13 protein-coding genes and 2 pseudogenes are annotated in these 16,011 nt (G+C 61.7%); 11 read left to right on the plus strand and 4 right to left on the minus strand.

What is annotated here, in order from left to right; genetic code table 11:
- The first annotated feature begins 9 nt into the window (after nt 1-9).
- The 11 genes and pseudogenes from XH93_RS36055 to XH93_RS36105 all read left to right on the plus strand — a co-directional run bounded on the left by XH93_RS36055 (nt 10) and on the right by XH93_RS36105 (nt 9,857).
- Entirely contained in the window at nt 10-1,770 is a 1,761-nt protein-coding gene (locus XH93_RS36055; protein WP_194471126.1) for a GMC family oxidoreductase, read from the plus strand.
- Between the two features lie 22 nt (nt 1,771-1,792).
- Nucleotides 1,793-2,170, plus strand: a complete 378-nt coding sequence (locus XH93_RS36060) for a cytochrome c family protein (RefSeq protein WP_194471127.1) — start codon at nt 1,793-1,795, stop codon at nt 2,168-2,170.
- 384 nt (nt 2,171-2,554) lie between these two features.
- Nucleotides 2,555-2,860: a hypothetical protein gene (locus tag XH93_RS36065; protein ID WP_194471128.1), complete on the plus strand. Its 306-nt coding sequence runs from the start codon at nt 2,555-2,557 to the stop codon at nt 2,858-2,860.
- A gap of 68 nt (nt 2,861-2,928) precedes the next feature.
- Nucleotides 2,929-3,090: pseudogene (locus XH93_RS36070) on the plus strand (nitroreductase family protein); the annotation flags it as partial.
- Between the two features lie 34 nt (nt 3,091-3,124).
- The gene (locus XH93_RS36075) at nt 3,125-3,670 is read left to right on the plus strand and encodes a carboxymuconolactone decarboxylase family protein (RefSeq protein WP_194471129.1); all 546 of its coding nucleotides are present in this window, start codon (nt 3,125-3,127) and stop codon (nt 3,668-3,670) included.
- Between the two features lie 44 nt (nt 3,671-3,714).
- Nucleotides 3,715-4,428 (plus strand): FMN-dependent NADH-azoreductase, encoded by a 714-nt coding sequence (locus XH93_RS36080; RefSeq protein WP_194471130.1) that lies wholly within the window; start codon nt 3,715-3,717, stop codon nt 4,426-4,428.
- Nucleotides 4,429-4,505: 77 nt separating this feature from the next.
- Nucleotides 4,506-5,000, plus strand: a complete 495-nt coding sequence (locus XH93_RS36085; RefSeq protein ID WP_194471131.1) for a DUF3788 domain-containing protein — start codon at nt 4,506-4,508, stop codon at nt 4,998-5,000.
- A 198-nt stretch (nt 5,001-5,198) separates the two neighbouring features.
- Nucleotides 5,199-6,116, plus strand: coding sequence for an NADP-dependent oxidoreductase (locus XH93_RS36090; RefSeq protein WP_194471132.1), 918 nt, complete (start codon nt 5,199-5,201; stop codon nt 6,114-6,116).
- A gap of 65 nt (nt 6,117-6,181) precedes the next feature.
- Nucleotides 6,182-7,099 (plus strand): NADP-dependent oxidoreductase, encoded by a 918-nt coding sequence (locus XH93_RS36095; protein WP_194471133.1) that lies wholly within the window; start codon nt 6,182-6,184, stop codon nt 7,097-7,099.
- Nucleotides 7,100-7,189: 90 nt separating this feature from the next.
- Nucleotides 7,190-7,645, plus strand: a complete 456-nt coding sequence (locus XH93_RS36100) for a (2Fe-2S)-binding protein (protein WP_194471134.1) — start codon at nt 7,190-7,192, stop codon at nt 7,643-7,645.
- Between the two features lie 4 nt (nt 7,646-7,649).
- Complete coding sequence (locus tag XH93_RS36105) at nt 7,650-9,857, plus strand: xanthine dehydrogenase family protein molybdopterin-binding subunit (protein WP_194471135.1); 2,208 nt, start codon at nt 7,650-7,652, stop codon at nt 9,855-9,857.
- Nucleotides 9,858-9,966: 109 nt separating this feature from the next.
- On the opposite strand, the pseudogene XH93_RS36110 reads toward XH93_RS36105, so the two are convergent.
- The 4 genes and pseudogenes from XH93_RS36110 to XH93_RS36125 form a co-directional block, all read right to left on the minus strand.
- Nucleotides 9,967-11,210 (minus strand): annotated as a pseudogene (locus XH93_RS36110) (glutamate--tRNA ligase family protein).
- Between the two features lie 8 nt (nt 11,211-11,218).
- Nucleotides 11,219-11,668: a DUF983 domain-containing protein gene (locus tag XH93_RS36115; protein WP_194471136.1), complete on the minus strand. Its 450-nt coding sequence runs from the start codon at nt 11,666-11,668 to the stop codon at nt 11,219-11,221.
- A gap of 70 nt (nt 11,669-11,738) precedes the next feature.
- Nucleotides 11,739-14,915, minus strand: coding sequence for an efflux RND transporter permease subunit (locus tag XH93_RS36120; protein WP_194471137.1), 3,177 nt, complete (start codon nt 14,913-14,915; stop codon nt 11,739-11,741).
- Entirely contained in the window at nt 14,912-15,991 is a 1,080-nt protein-coding gene (locus XH93_RS36125) for an efflux RND transporter periplasmic adaptor subunit (protein WP_194471138.1), read from the minus strand. Before XH93_RS36125 ends, XH93_RS36120 begins: the two co-directional genes overlap by 4 nt.
- Nucleotides 15,992-16,011: the final 20 nt, after the last annotated feature.

Below are 16,011 nucleotides of genomic sequence, written 5' to 3' on the forward strand. Positions count from 1 at the left end.
GAAGCAATCATGGCTACACGCTTGAAACATCGCACCGTCGTTTTCGTTGGCGGAGGATTCACGGCGGCGCTGGCTGCTCGCCAGCTGACGGCCAAGGGCGTCGATGTCGTCGTCCTTGAACGGGGAATCGACCGCACCCATACCGCCGCAACAAGCCTGCCATCTCAGCGCGACGAACTGCGCTGGGACGTGCATGGTGATCTCTTTCAGGATTGGTCCGTCCAGACCTACACGCTTCGCCATGATGGCGGCGAAACGGCGCTGCCGATACGGCGTCTCCAGGCCTTCAAGCCCGGCGAGGGAATGGGCGGTGCGGCCAATCACTGGAACGGGCAGACCTGGCGCTGGAGTGAATCCGACCCCGTTTTGCGCACCCACCTTGAGAACCGGTATGGAAAGAAGGCTATTCCCGCTGAAATGGCGATCCAGGATTGGGGCGTCACCTATGCCGAGATGGAGCCCTATCACGATCAGTTCGAAAAGCTGTTCGGCATTGCCGGCAAGGCAGGAAATCTGCGTGGCAAGGTGCAGGAGGGCGGAAATCCGTTCGAGGCACCACGGCAGAACGAGTTTCCGCAAAACCCTCTGCCTATCACCGAAGCGGGCGTGATCTTCAGCGAGGCAACCAAGAAGCTAGGCTACAAACCTTTTCCCATGCCGGCGGCGAATTCGCCGGAGGCCTACACCAATCCCGATGGTATGCAGCTTGGTCAGTGCCAGTTCTGCGGCCATTGCGAGCGCTTCATCTGCGAAGCCAACGCCAAGGCGAGCCCCGAAGTTCTGCTCTATCCGATGCTGAGAAAGCGCGAGAGCTTCGAGTTGCGTCTGGAAACGCATGTTCTCGATATTCTTTATGATCGTAAGGCAAAACGCGTGAGAGGCGTTCGCTACATCGATCGCGTAACCGGCGAGGAGTACGAACAACCAGCCGACGTCGTCGTACTTTCTTCCTTCACGATGTCGAATACCAAGTTTCTGCTGATGGCGGGGATTGGGACGCCTTACAATCCCAAGACTGGTCACGGGCTGGTCGGCAAGAATTTCTGCCACCAGACGATGTTCGGCACGCGCGTCTTCTTCAAGGACCGCTGGATCAACCCGTTCCTGGCGTCCGGTGCGTCACAGACCGTGATCGACGAGTTCAACGGGGACAATTTCGACCACAGCGGTCTTGGCTTCTTCGGAGGCGGCTACATCTACGCCAACGTGACGAACGGACGGCCGATTACGAGCCGGGCTGTGCCGCCCGGCACGCCGAAATGGGGCGCGGAGTGGAAAAAAGCCAACGCCGATTGGTACGCACATAATTTCAGCATAACTGCCCATGGCAGCTGGTATCCGCATCGGGAGAATTATGTCGACCTCGACCCGACCTATGTCGACGCCTATGGGCAACCGCTCTTGCGCATGACGTTCGACGTTCGCGAGAACGAGCGCAAGATGTCGGTATATCTGTCGAAAAAGATCGACGAGATCGCCAAAGCAACAGGCGCCGACATTGCGCCGCCGACGGGGCCCCGCAAGGGGCCGTACGATAGCCGCGTCTATCAGACCACGCATGTTACCGGTGGCACGATCATGGGAAGCGATCCTGGCACCAGCGTCGTCTCTTCTCATCTGCAACACTGGGATGCGGAGAACCTGTTTGTCGTCGGTGCATCCGTCTATCCCTTCAATGCGGGCTACAACCCGACAGGCCCGCTAGGGGCACTCGCGCTTCGACTCGGCGACGGCCTCAACGATTACGTTGCGCGGCCGCGCCACCTCTGATCCAATAAAAAAGGACGTTCCCATGAAAGGCGCGGGAAAGATTGGCGCGTTTATCGCGGTGCTCGTGGTTGCGGGATCAAGCGCGAATCGCGGCTACGCACAGGACGCCGAGCACGGAAAAACCATTTTCAAAGCTTGCGCAGCATGCCATGCGACGGATCATGCCAATCGCGCCGGACCGGGCCTGGAGGGAATCATCGGCAGGAAGGCGGGTACGGTTTCCGGCTTCAGCTATAGTAACGCGATGAAGAAGTCCGACATTGTCTGGGATACGAAGATCCTCGATGCGTATCTGGAATCGCCGCAGCAGGTCGTTCCCGGAAACAGGATGCCCTACGCAGGGCTGAAGAACCCGACTGACCGGACGGACCTCGTTGCCTATCTTGCTACGTTGAAGTAACGGCTCATTGAGCGAGGCGTCAGCAAGACGCCATCCATTCGCACGCTAATCGATGCCGCCGACCGATGTGTGCAGGCGTCGGAATTGCGTGATGCTGTGTCTGAAATCCTCACCGCTCTGCGTTACGAGCGTGCTGCCTGGCGCTTCGAGAGCGGCGGCGATTACGCGATGCGGTTCCCTGCCTAGACCGAAGGGGCGCGCGCGCACAGCGCTTTTAGGAACGATACCCCGCGCTCATCGAATGCATGACCAAACGGAATTTCTAATTTCGCCGGCTGCGTCCGATCCTGAGGACCACTGGGTCAGCCGAGCACGCGGCCACCTCGACATCGCGTGAAGCCATTGCGCCGAGCGCGCCGCGCGCGGGCAACAAAGGAGAGCCCCATGAAATCACCGAAGACCGTCGGCCCAGCTGTTGCGGTCTCCCTTGTCGCGGCCACCGTGGCGGCGCTCGCGTTGATGAGCGAAGCGGCTCCAGCCGGTCCGACCGAGAACGTGGTGGACGCTGATGTGTCACCGGTCAATCCGCTGCCCTACACCGAGAGTTTTGGAAGCGAGGTCACACGTTCTGCCTTCGCTTTCGAAAACTACCCATGGCGCCTGGCATTGGATGTCGAACCGACCCATCGCCGCAGCATTTTCAACAGAGAAAGCGAAAGCACTCTCGTACCTCAACCTATCCCTTCATAGGAATCACCATGACTGACGGAATCACCATGACCAACGGCGTCATCGAATGCATCCTGAGCCGCAGCGCCACGACGCCGATGATCGGTTTCGATGCCGAAGCGGTGCACCGCGAGTTCGGACTGGCCGAGGACGAAGTACCGGTCATGCTGTTGTCCGTGGGGCCGGAGCGTCCGGGAAACTGGGCGCAGAAGCCGCGCCGTCCGGTCGCCGATGTGCTGGAACTCGTATGATTTTTAGCAAAACCAGTAAATTGCGGAGACTACGATGCCAAGAAGTGCAGCTCTAAAGCCGGAACAGGTGCCGGCCGACTCAAAACCGACCCTCGACACGATCACCAGGAACATCGGGTTTACCCCAAATATGATTGCGACCTTCGCGCATAGCCCGATCGCGTTCAACGCGTGGGCCGCCCTGCTCGGCTCCTTAAGCAAGGCGCTCGACGTGAAGACGCGTGACAGCATCGGCCTTGCTGTCTCCGAAGTGAATGGCTGCAACTATTGCCTGACAGTTCACAGCTTTACGGCCGACCATATGGCCAAGCTGCCGGCCGACGAAATCATTCTCGCTCGGAAGGGCCACGCCAGCGACCCGAAGCGGGACGCCGCCGTCCAGTTTGCGCGCAAAGTCATTGAGACCCGCGGCAAGGTCAGTGACGCCGATCTGAAAGCCGTTCGCAATGCAGGCTACACGGATGCGAACGTCATGGAGATCGTCGCGCTGGTGGCTATGTACTCCCTGACGAATTTTTTCAACAACGTGTTCGATCCCGAGAAGGACTTTCCCGCCGTAACGCCGGCCGGCTCGATCTGAGCTTTGTCCCGTCGCAACTTCTCGAAGCCATTGGGATCGATCACATGCACATTCTCCATATTGATAGCAGTCCGCGTCGAGAATCGCATAGCCGTGAGCTTTCGGCCGCGATCGCCGAAAAGCTTCTCGAGGTTGCGCCCGGGGCGAGCATTACCCGGCGCGATTTAGGGTTCGAACCCTTGCCCCACACCGTGGCTAACTATGCCGCCGCGTTGGCGTCGCCCGCCACGTTAGCCGCCCCGCCGAAGGGTTCTCTGGATATTTCCGAAGCGCTTATCCGGGAAGTCGAAGCGGCCGATGTTGTTGTCATCGGAACGCCCATGCACAACTTCGCTATTCCCTCGGTCCTCAAAGCGTGGATCGATCAAATCTTGCGCGTCGGTCGCACGATGATGTCGACGCCCGCCGGAAAGGTGGGAATGCTCCGGGATCGTCCGGTGTTCATCGGCGTCGCCTCTGGCGGCGTCTTTACCGGCGACCGAGCCAACCAGCCGGACTTCCTCACGCCATATCTGTCGCTGGCTCTTAGTTCCATTGGGCTGAAGACCCAGCAATTTATCCCTCTAGAGGCCACCGCGTTCCTCGACCGAGAGCAAGCTCCATTGGCGAGGGAGAAAGCGCTCGCCGCTCTCGATCTGACTGTCATGGGAGAGCTTCGAGGCGTCGATGGCTGCCCTGCAGTGCTCTCAGGCACCGGTAAACCGTATCGCGAGGCACACCCCCGTGCTCCGGAGAGCGTCGTACCAGGAGCTCCCTAAGGGCGCGCCACAAGCGCTTGGCACGCCCGCATCATAATCCTCCGGCCTCCGCCGGACTATGAACACGAGGTCTTTTGATGATTTTACCTACCGGAACGAGAGTAACAGCCGCCGATGGCGTGACGCTTCCCAAAATCGGCGACAGGATCACCGACAAATCAGCACCGCCCGATGACGGTGCCGTCCGCGAGTGGATCGGACCTAAGGCGTTCGGGTATTGGACCGAGCTGCGGAACTGGATCGTCGAATTCTACCCTGGAGTTTTCGCGCCGGACTGGCTCTACGGTGGCAGAAACCGCGGTTGGTCCTTGCGCTACAAGAAGACCAGGGCGTTCTGCACCTTGGTGCCGGAATACCGGCTGTTTTCGGCCGTGGTGGTAATGGGTGGAGCTGAACGAGAGAAGTTTGAGGAGCGGCGTTATGTCGGGCGTCCGCACTTGGTCAAGCTCTATGACGAAGCCAAAACATACATCGACGGAAAATGGCTGACAGTTGCCATCTCATCGGCGGATGATCTGCACGATGTGGCGGAGCTTCTCACTTTGAAGCGCCCGCCACCGTCGCGCGGTTAAAGTTCACAAAAATGCTGGGTTCGCCGCGCGATGGCTCCGAGGAACGCGAGCAGCGGTCTCGCCGACATCACACAGCAATTCGACATCAAGGTCGTCGCGGAAGGCGTCGAGCCGATAACCAGCTGCGTGAGAGATCGAAAAGACCTTCCACGCCTGCAATTTACCCCGAACCAATAAATCTCTGAGGAGACAATTCCCATGAAAGCAATCGTGGTAACGGACCAGGCTGCGGGAACGTCCGGGATGAAGCTGGAGGAGCGGCCCGAGCCGCAGGCAGCGATAAACGACGTCGTCGTTCAGGTTCATGCGTCGGGATTCACTTCGGGTGAGCTGACGTGGCCCTCGACCTGGACGGATCGCCTCGACCGTGACCGAACACCGTCGATCCCTGGGCAGGAGCTGGCCGGAGTGGTCACCGCTCTCGGCTACGGCACGACGGGGCTATCGGTCGGACAGCGGGTGTTCGGCCTCTCGGACTCATATCGCGGCGGCTCCTTGGCGGAATATGTGGCCATCGAGGCACGCAACCTCGCGCCACTGCCGAGCGACGTCGACTTCACGGTGGGCGCCAGCGTGGCGATGCCGGGCCTGACCGCATGGCAAGGGCTGTTTCAGCATGGCCATCTTCAGGCGGGGCAGAGCGTCCTCGTACACGGCGCGGCCGGTGCAGTCGGTTCGATGGTGACGCAGCTCGCACGAGAGGCCGGCGCTTACGTCATCGGCACCGGACGCGCCCCCGACCGTCAGAAGGCGCTCGACTTCGGCGCGCAGGAGTTCGTCGACCTTGACAACAACGTCCTTGAAGACGTCGGCGCAGTCGATCTGGTGTTCGATGTCATCGGCGGCGACATCCAGAAGCGGTCCGCAGGCCTGATTCGAGCCGGAGGAACACTGGTGACCATCGCCGGGCCAACCGAGGCGCGGCCGGCCGATGGCCTGACGATCGACTTTGTTCTCGTGTCCGATCGCGCCCAGCTAAGTGAGATCGTCCAGCGGGTGCGTGACGGACGACTGCGGACGAACATCGGCAACATCGCGACCCTCGACGATGCCGTCGCTGCTTTCAATCTGACCAAGCGGATCAGCGGGAAGACGATCATCCGCGTTCGTCCGTGAGGCGACATGCGCCTGTCACTGCGACATTTCCACCAAAGATACAAATGACCGAGGAGACAATTCACATGAAGGCGATCGTTGTGACGGACCAGGCTGCGGGAACGGCCGGGATGAAGCTGGCGAAGCGGCCCGAGCCGCAGGCGGCGATAAACGACGTCGTCGTTCAGGTTCATGCGTCGGGATTCGTCCCGACTGAGCTAACGTGGCCCCCGACCTGGACCGATCGCCGCGACCGTGACCGAACACCGTCGATCCCCGGCCACGAGCTGGCCGGAGTGGTCACCGCTCTCGGCTACGGCACGACGGGATTGTCGGTCGGACAGCGAGTGTTCGGCCTCTCCGACTGGTATCGCGACGGTACCCTGGCGGAGTATGTGGCCATCGAGGCACGCAACCTCGCGCCGCTGCCGGGCGACGTCGACTTCACGGTGGGCGCGAGCCTGCCGATCTCAGGCCTAACCGCGTGGCAGGGACTGTTCGAGCACGGCCGTCTTCACGCGGGGCAGAGCGTCCTCGCGCACGGCGCGGCCGGCGCAGTCGGGTCGATGGTGACGCAACTCGCACGAGAGGCCGGCGCTTACGTCATCGGCACCGGACGCGCCGCCGACCGTCAGAAGGCGCTCGACTTCGGCGCGCAGGAGTTCGTCGACCTTGACAACAACGTCCTTGAAGACGTCGGCGGAGTCGATCTGGTGTTCGATGTCATCGGCGGCGACATCCAGAAGCGGTCCGCAGGCCTGATTCGAACCGGAGGAACGCTGGTGTCCATCGTCGGGCCAACCGAGGCGCGGCCCGCCGACGGCCTCGCGGTCGACTTCGTTGTCGAGTCCGATCGTGCCCAACTGAGTGAGATCGTCCAGCGGGTGCGGGACGGACGACTGCGGACGAACATCGGCATCGTCTCGACCCTCGACGACGCTGTCGCCGCCTTCAACCCGACCGAGCGACGCAACGGGAAGACAATCATCCGCGTTCGTCCGTGAGCGACACGCGCCCATCGATGCACGCGGCCGGCCGGCGCTGTCCAGGTCGGCCGACTGCATCCTATCAGCCGCAGCCACCGAGAGGCCGTCATGGCTTTCATGTTGAAGATTAATGGCACACCCTATGAGGTCGATGTCGACGGCGACACCCCGCTGCTGTGGGTGCTGCGCGACGTGCTCGGCATGACCGGGACCAAGTTCGGTTGCGGCAAGGCGCTGTGCGGCGCCTGCACCGTGCATGTCGACGGTGCGGCGACGCGGTCCTGCATCACCACGGTCGATAGCGTCGGCGACAGCGCGGTCACCACGATAGAGGCAATCGGCCAGACGCCGCAGGGCGCGGCCTTGCAGAAGGCGTGGCTGGAGCTGGAGGTGGTGCAATGCGGCTACTGCCAGTCCGGCCAGATCATGTCGGCGGCGGCGCTGCTGAAGGACACGCCGAAGCCGAGCGATGACGACATCGACGCCGCCATGTCGGGCAATGTCTGCCGATGCGGCACCTATCAGCGGATCCGCGCTGCGATCAAGCACGCTGCGGGAGTTTGAGATCATGGATGGGCTTATTATGAGAGAGCAGATTGCCGATGAAACAGCGATGTCGCGGCGCGCCTTTCTTCAGGGCACAGGTTTGCTGCTTGGTTTTGCGCTGACCGGCGCAAGCACGGAGTCTGTCTTCGCGGCGCCTGCTTCGCAGGTAGTCGAAAACGAGGTCGCGGGTAATTTCGCGCCGAACGGATTTATACGGATCAATCCAACCGGCGCCGTGACCCTGGTCATGCCGATGGCCGAGATGGGACAAGGGGTTTACACGGCGCTCTCGATGCTTCTGGCCGAAGAACTGGAAGTGGAGCTTGACCAGATTCAGGTTCAGCATGCGCCGCCAAATGATGCGCTTTACGCCAACTCGTTCCTGCACATTCAAACTACAGGTGCTTCCTCCTCTGTACGTGCCTTCTGGGCGCCCCTGCGTCAGGCAGGCGCCGTCGGTCGCAACATGCTGATTGCGGCGGCTGCCAAGCGGTGGGGTGTCGATTCAGCCACTTGCCATGCCAAGAACGGCGTCGTGTTCACTGCGCCCGGCTCGAAGCATCTTAGCTACGGCGAACTTGCGGAGGTTGCAGCGAAATTGCCTGTGCCGCCTGCATTAAACGTCAAATTGAAGGATCCTAAAGATTTCACCCTGATCGGCACGCGTGCCAAGCGCGTGGATTCATCGATAAAGGTCGATGGGCGCGCGCTCTACGGCATCGACACGCGATTGCCGGGAATGAGGGTTGCGGCGGTTGCCATTTCGCCTGTGCTCGGTGGCAAGGCGAAAACGGTAGACCAGAAGGCTGCGCTGGCGGTGAAGGGCGTCCGGCAGGTGGTCAATATCGATGAAGCTGTTGCCGTCGTGGCGGATCACATGGGTGCGGCGAAGAAGGGCCTCGAGGCTGCCGCCATCACGTGGGACGATGGGCCGAATGGCAAGGTTAACAACGCCGATATCGTCAAGCAACTGGAGGAGGAATCCAAAAAGCCGGGCGCGGTTGCCCGTAACGATGGCGATGCAGGGAAGGCTCTTGCACAAGCGGCGCAACGGCTCGAAGCCGTCTATCAGGTGCCTTTCCTGGCCCATGCGGCGATGGAGCCGATGAACTGCACCGTTCATCTGCAGAAGGATCGTTGCGATGTTTGGGTCGGGACGCAGGCGGTATCGCTCACGCAGTCTCTGGTCGCCGAACTCAGCGGTCTGCCAAGGGATGCGATCAAAATTCACAATCATCTGATTGGCGGTGGCTTCGGCCGAAGGCTGGAGGCCGATGGCACGGTGCTGGCCGTCAAGATCGCCAAGCACGTCGACGGGCCCGTGAAGGTGATCTGGAGCCGCGAGGAAGACATCCAGCACGATATGTATCGGCCGTACTACTTCGATCGTCTCTCGGCCGGACTTGATACGGCCGGCAAGCCGGTTGCCTGGACGCATCGGATCGCCGGCTCCTCAATCGCCGCTCGCTATATTCCCTATTGGTTCAAGGACGGATTGGATCTCGATGCCGTAGAAGCGGCGGCCAAGCCGCCATATGCGCTCCCCAATATCCACGTCGACTATGTCCGGGTCGAGCCCCCTGGTGTCCGGACGGCTTTCTGGCGCGGCGTCGGACCGACTCACAATGTTTTTGTGGTCGAAAGCTTCATGGATGAGCTCGCGCATGCCGCAAAGCAGGATCCTGTCGCTTATCGCAAGGGATTGCTCGGTCACAATCCGCGAGCGCTTGGTGTTCTGTCCCTTGCCGCGGAAAAAGCAAGGTGGGGATCACCACTTCCCGCACGGCATGGCCGCGGGATTTCGGTACAATTCGCATTTGGAAGTTACCTGTCGCAGGTCGCCGAGGTCGAAGTGGCGGCCGATGGCTCTGTCAAGGTCAAGCGGATCGTTTGTGCGGTTGATTGCGGCATGTACGTCAATCCGGATACGATCGAAGCACAGGTTCAGGGTGGAACGCTTTTCGGGCTAACCGCTGCGCTCCATGGGTCGATCACTTTCAAGGATGGACGCGTCGAGCAGAGCAATTTCGACAGCTATCTGCCGATGCGTATCGACGAGGTGCCGGTGGTGGAGACGCACTTGATCAAGAACGCAGAGGCTCCAGGTGGCATTGGTGAAGCTCCGACGGCCATTGTCAGTGCGGCGGTAAACAATGCGATCTTCGCCGCCACCGGGAAGCGCTTGCGCAGGCTGCCGTTCGACACGGATTTGCTGAAGTCGTCGTCATAGTCCTTGCCCATTATCCCGTGCGCGTCGCAGCGCGCACGGGATGACTGTCCGGAGCCGACTGGCCCCGAATGGGACGATTCCGCGAGATGCACCACTCGAGGGAGTGGCCTCAGACAGTACGGCGCTGCCTGAGTTGTAGCAAGGAGTTGCCCCGGGGGTGCTGTGGCTTTCCCGGGCTCTCGCGCAACGAGGCGGTTCGATTGAAGACCAGCCGTTCGGGTCGGGAATCATCGTCGTGGCTGAAATAGCCTTGGCGCTCGAACTGCAACGCCTCGCCATGGGGATCGGAGGCGGTTGCGCGCTCGACGAGGCAGCCGCGTAGCGTATGCATGGAATGTGGGTCGAGGTCGGCCGCGAGGTCCGTCGGGCTCGGCCTTGCTGCTGAGAAGAGCCGGCCGTATAGCCTGACCTCCGCTGGCAAAGCATCCACGGCGCTGATCCAGTGGATTGTCGCCTCGACTTTTCGCCCGCCGGCGCCACCCCTGCTGTCGGGGTCGTAGGTGCAGCGTAGCTCGACCACACGGCCTGCTGCGTCCTTTACGACATCACGGCAAGTGACGAGGTAGGCTGTCGAGGCCGCGATGGCACCGGGAGGTTGTCGAGGAACCAGTCGTAAAGAGGTCGGTGGTCTTCGAACTCGAGGGTGCACAGCGAGTGGCTCACCCCTTCGATGGCGTCACACTGGCCGTGCGCAAAGTCATAACTCGGGTAGATGTGCCAGGCCGTGCCGGTGCGCGGATGGCTGGCGTTGAGAATACGGTAGATGACGGGGTCGCGCAGGTTGAGGTTCGCTGACGCCATGTCGATTTTCGCGCGGAGCACCCGCTCTCCGTTCCTGAACTCGCCTGCGCGCATCCGCGCGAACAATTGAGCATTTTCGTTTACGCTGCGGTCGCGGAACGGGCTGTTCCGACCAGGGCTCGTCAATGTCCCCCTGCCCTCTTTGATATCGTGGGCGGGGTGGTCGTCCACGTAGGCCTTGCCGACGCGAACGGGATGGCAGGCCCACGCGTACACCTGCTCGAAGTAGTCGGAGGCGAAGTGGAGGCCCTGCACCCAGTCGAATCCGAGCCACTGGACGTCGCGCTTGATCGCGTCGATGTACTCCACCCTCTCCTTTGCCGGGTTCGTATCGTCGAGACGCAAGTTGCAGCCGCCGCCGAATTCCTTCGCAAGCTCGTAATTCAGCACGATCGACTTCGCGTGCCCCAAGTGGAGGAAGCCGTTCGGCTCGGGTGGAAAGCGCGTGACCACGACGCGCGTGCGCCCGGTCTCGACGTCTGACGCAATGATGCGGCGAATGAAATTGCTGGCGCTCGCGCCCGCTTCTCCGACGTCGTTCTGTTGAGGCACGTTCCGCCTCAAGCCGGGAGTTCGTCGGGCGGGTGCGCGCCGAAGCCGTGCATCCTGAGCGCCCATTGCAGCCCCACGACGGCGCCCTTGACCGGCTGCAGGAGAGCTATCGAGGCCAAGGCCGTAATCGGAAGGTAGACGCCAAGCTGAAACGCCAGCGACGGTGCATAGTCCACCTCGATCCAGAGAATTATCGGAACCAAGACGTGTCCGACGATGACGATCACTAAATAGGCCGGCAGGTCGTCGGCTCGGTGGCCGGTGAAATCGAGGCGGCAGACAGAGCAGTGGTCGTCGACTTTGAGAAACGCACAAAACAGGCGACCGCGCCCGCAGCGCGGGCACCTTCCTCGAACGCCCCTCCAAAGGGAGAGGCTAACGTTGCGCCCCGCGGCAGTCTCCGCAGACGTCCAGTCGTTGTCGTGACTTCCAACATTGCCTTCAACCGTCGTGGCCATCGCCCGTCCTCCTGCCTCACACGGCAGCATGAGTTGTTCCGGCTTCATCGCGCATTGGCGTCACCGCAACTCACTCCGCCGCGGCCGCCGTCGTCTGGGTCGGCTTGCCCTCGTTCTCGCCTTCCGCGAGGTTGCGCACCACCATGTAGAAGATCGGCGTGAAGATCAGGCCGAATAGCGTGACGCCGAGCATGCCGAAGAACACGGCGACGCCGACCGCCTGGCGGATCTCCGATCCGGATCCAGTGGAGATCACCAGCGGCAGCACGCCGAGGATGAAAGCGAACGAGGTCATCAGAATCGGCCGCAGTCGCAACCGGCAGGCCTCGATCACCGCCTCCAGGCGCGGTTTACCCTCGAGCTCGATGTCCCGCGCGAACTCGACGATCAGGATCGCGTTCTTGGCGGCCAATCCCACCAGCACAATGAAGCCGATCTGGGTGAGGATGTTGACGTCCTGGCCCATGATGCGCACCCCGATAGTCGCGGCAAGCAGGCACATCGGCACGATCAGGATGACGGAAAACGGCAGGCTCCAGCTCCCGTATTGCGCGGCCAGAACCAGATAGACGAACAGCACGCAGATCGGGAACACGAACAATCCGGTGTTGCCGCCGGTGACCTGCTGATAGGACAGGTCGGTCCATTCGAAGGAAAAGGCGCCCGGCAGCGTATTCTCGGCGAGCTTCTTCATAGCGGCAATTGCGGTCGCCGAGCTTGTCCGCGGCAAGCCTTCACCCTGCAGCTCGGCCGCCGGATAGAGATTATAGCGGGCGACGCGATCGGGGCCCGCGACGTCCGTGAAATCTACGACGCTGCCGAGCATCACCGTGTCGGCATTCGCGTTGCGGGTCCGCAGCCGTGCAAGATCGGGACGCTCCTTCCGAAACGGCAGGTCGGCCTGCGCGGTGACGTGATAGGTCCGGCCGAACAGGTTGAAGTCGTTGACATAGGTCGAGCCGAAATAGGTCTGGATCGTGTCGGTAATGTTCTGGATGGGAACGCCGAGCTTCTGCGCCCTGACTTGATCGATGTTGACGAAGACCTGCGGCGTGTTCGCGGAGAACGGCGAGAACACAGTAGGGGTGAGGAGCAGCGGCGACTTGCGGGCCGCTGCGACGAGTTCGTCGGTCGCCTCCGCCAGCAGCTTCGGACCACGGCCTTGCCGGTCCTGGATGCGCATGGTGAAGCCGCCGCCGGTGCCGATGCCCGGGATCGGCGGTGGCGGGATCACGATGATGGACGCACCTTCGATGGCCGACAGCCGCTTGCGCAGATCCGCCGTGATCACCCGCGCGTTCAGCCCCTTCTTGACGCGCACCTCCGGTTCTTCAAACACTGGAAACAGCGCCGCCGAGTTGCTCGCCTGTGTGCGTGTTGCTCCCGACAGACCTGCAAAAACCGCGATGTGCGAAATTCCGGGTGTATCGAGCGCGATGCTCTCGATCCTGCGAACGATCTCGGTGGTCCGCGCCAGCGAGGCCGCGCCTGGCAATTGCGCGGATATGATAACGTAGCCGCGATCCTGTGCCGGAATGTAGCCCTGGGGCGTGGTGACAAGCAGCCAGCCGGCGCTGCCGATCAGGACCACATAGACGAGCAGCATCACCACGCGATGCCGGATCACGAAGCGTGCGACGTCAGCATAAAAATGCGACAGCCGGTCGAAGCCGCGGTTGAACAGGTTGGCAAACCATTCCCAGCCGCGCGCGATCACATTCCAGGCCGGCGGCCGCCTCTCCGCATGCGGAACAAGGATCTGAGAAGCCAGCGCTGGCGACAGCGTCAATGAACAGAAGCAGGAGATCGCGGTCGCGACGGCAATCGTGACGGCGAATTGCTGGAAAAATTGCCCGGTGATGCCACCGAGAAATGCGGTCGGCACGAACACAGCGCACAACACGAGCGCGATCGAGACCAGCGCGCCGCCGACCTCCTCCATGGTCTTGAGCGCCGCCTCCCGGCGGCTCAAGCCTTGCGCGAGATGACGCTCGACATTCTCGACCACGACAATGGCGTCGTCGACGACGATGCCAACCGCGAGCACAAGGCCGAACAGCGTGAGATTGTTGATGCCATAGCCGAGGGCTGCCATGGCCGCAAAGGTACCAACCAGCGAGACCGGAATCGCCACGATCGGGATGATCGCCGGACGCCAGCCCTGTAAGAACACCAGCACCACGACGACAACCAGTGCCATCGCTTCATAGATGGTCTTGATCAGCTCGCTGATCGACTGCCGGATGAACTCGGTCGGGTTGTAGCCGATATTGTAGTCGAGCCCCTTCGGAAAGCCGACCTTCAGCTTTTCCATCGTCTCCTTGATGCCGTTGGCGGTCGCAAGCGCGTTCGATCCTGGCCGCTGCGTTACCCGCAACGCCACCGCTGACTTGCGGAACAGGAAGCTGTTGGTCGAATAGTCGAGCGCCCCGAGCTCGATTCGGGCGACGTCGCGCAGCCGCACAATGCGGCCGTCCTGGCCCGATTTGACGACGATGTCCTCGAATTGGGACGGATCCTTCAGCCGGCCAACGAAGGTCAGGTTCGGCTGAAAGGCGCGGTCGGCAATCGGTGGGCTCGCAAGCTGGCCGCCGGCAATCTGCAGGTTCTGGGCGCGGACCGCCGCAACCACATCGCTCGAAGTCAGGCCGAGATTCGCGATCTTGTCGGGATCGAGCCACAGCCGCATCGAATAATCGCGCGCGCCGAAGATCTGGATGTCGCCGATGCCGTCAAGCCGCAGCAACTGGTCGCGCACTTGCAGCAAAGCATAGTTGGAGATGTATAGCTGGTCGAGCGAGTCGTCCGGCGACAGCATGAACACGACCATGAGGATGTCGGGCGAGTCCTTCTTGGTGACGACCCCGTTGCGCTGCACCTCCTCCGGCAATTGCGGCTGTGCGATTGCCACGCGGTTCTGCACCAGAACCTGCGCCTTGTCGAGATCAGTGCCGAGCTTGAATGTGATGGTGATGGTAAGCTGGCCATTCGAGGTCGCCTGGCTGTACATGTACAGCATGTCCTCGACGCCGTTGATCTGCTGCTCGATGGGAGCGGCGACGGTATCCGAGATGGTCTGCGCCGAGGCACCCGGATATTGCGCGCTCACTACCACCGTCGGCGGCACCACTTCCGGATATTCTGCAACGGGCAACGTTCTATAGGCGATCGCTCCCACGATCAGGAGCACAATCGACAGCACCATCGCCAAGATGGGCTGATTGATGGAAAGACGCCCGAGATTCATGACTTTTTACCGCCGATCTCGGCCTTCCTTGGTGCGACCTTGGCGCCGACGCGGGCCCGCTGGATGCCGTCGATGATGACGCGATCTTCCGGCTTGAGGCCCGTGCGGACTACGCGCAGGCCTTCATCTAAAGGCCCGAGCTCTACCGGGCGCGCTTCCACTGTCTCGTCATCCTTCACCACGAATACGATCTTGCGCGACTGGTCGGTCGCGATCGCCGTATCCGGCAACAGCAACGCTTCATACGGCAAGGAGCCGATCAGCCGCACCCGACCGAATTGTCCGGGCAGAATGGAGAGATCGTGGTTGGGGATGATCGCGCGGCTGCGCAGCGTGCCGGTCGACACGTCGAGCCGGTTGTCGAGGAAATCCATCTTGCCCTCATGCGAGGGCTTCGTCTCGCCGGTGAGCGTCACCTGCACGGGGTTGGCCGTGTCGCGCGAGCTCGGCCTCTTGCCCTCGAACCGCAGTTTGTTGTTCTTCAGGTAGGTCGCCTCGTCGGCATCGAAATAGATGTAGATTGGATCCATTGAGACGATGGTGGTCAGCAATGTGGATGCGCCATTGTCACTGCCGCTGACGAGATTGCCGACACTGACGACATGGCGGCTGACGCGGCCGGTAATCGGCGCCGCCACATGCGTGAACTCGACATTGAGTTGGGCTGCCTTCAGCGCACCCTCGGCGATGGTCTCGGCGGCGTTCGCGGCCTGCAAGGCCTGGCGGCGCTGGTCGACGACTTGTTCAGAGACTGCGCTGGTCTGGACAAGCTTCAGGCCACGATCGAGCTCGCGCTTGGCCAGTTCCACCTTGGCGCGCGCGTCCGACAGTTGGCCCTCGGCCTGCTCGGTCACCGCCTCAAACGGCCGCGGGTCGATGATGTAAAGCAGGTCGCCGGCATGAACCATGTCGCCGTCCTTGAACTCGACATTGGTGACGAAGCCGCCGACGCGTGCACGAACCTGAACCTCCTGGATCGCCTCGAAGCGACCCGTGAACTCGTCCCAGTCGGTGACAGTCCGTTTGACCGGGTGCGCCACCGTCACCGGCGGCGGCCCGGCCGCCTGCGATTGCATCTTCTCGTTGCAGCCAGCGA

Source organism: Bradyrhizobium sp. CCBAU 51753, from assembly GCF_015291565.1.
Classification (GTDB): domain Bacteria; phylum Pseudomonadota; class Alphaproteobacteria; order Rhizobiales; family Xanthobacteraceae; genus Bradyrhizobium; species Bradyrhizobium ivorense.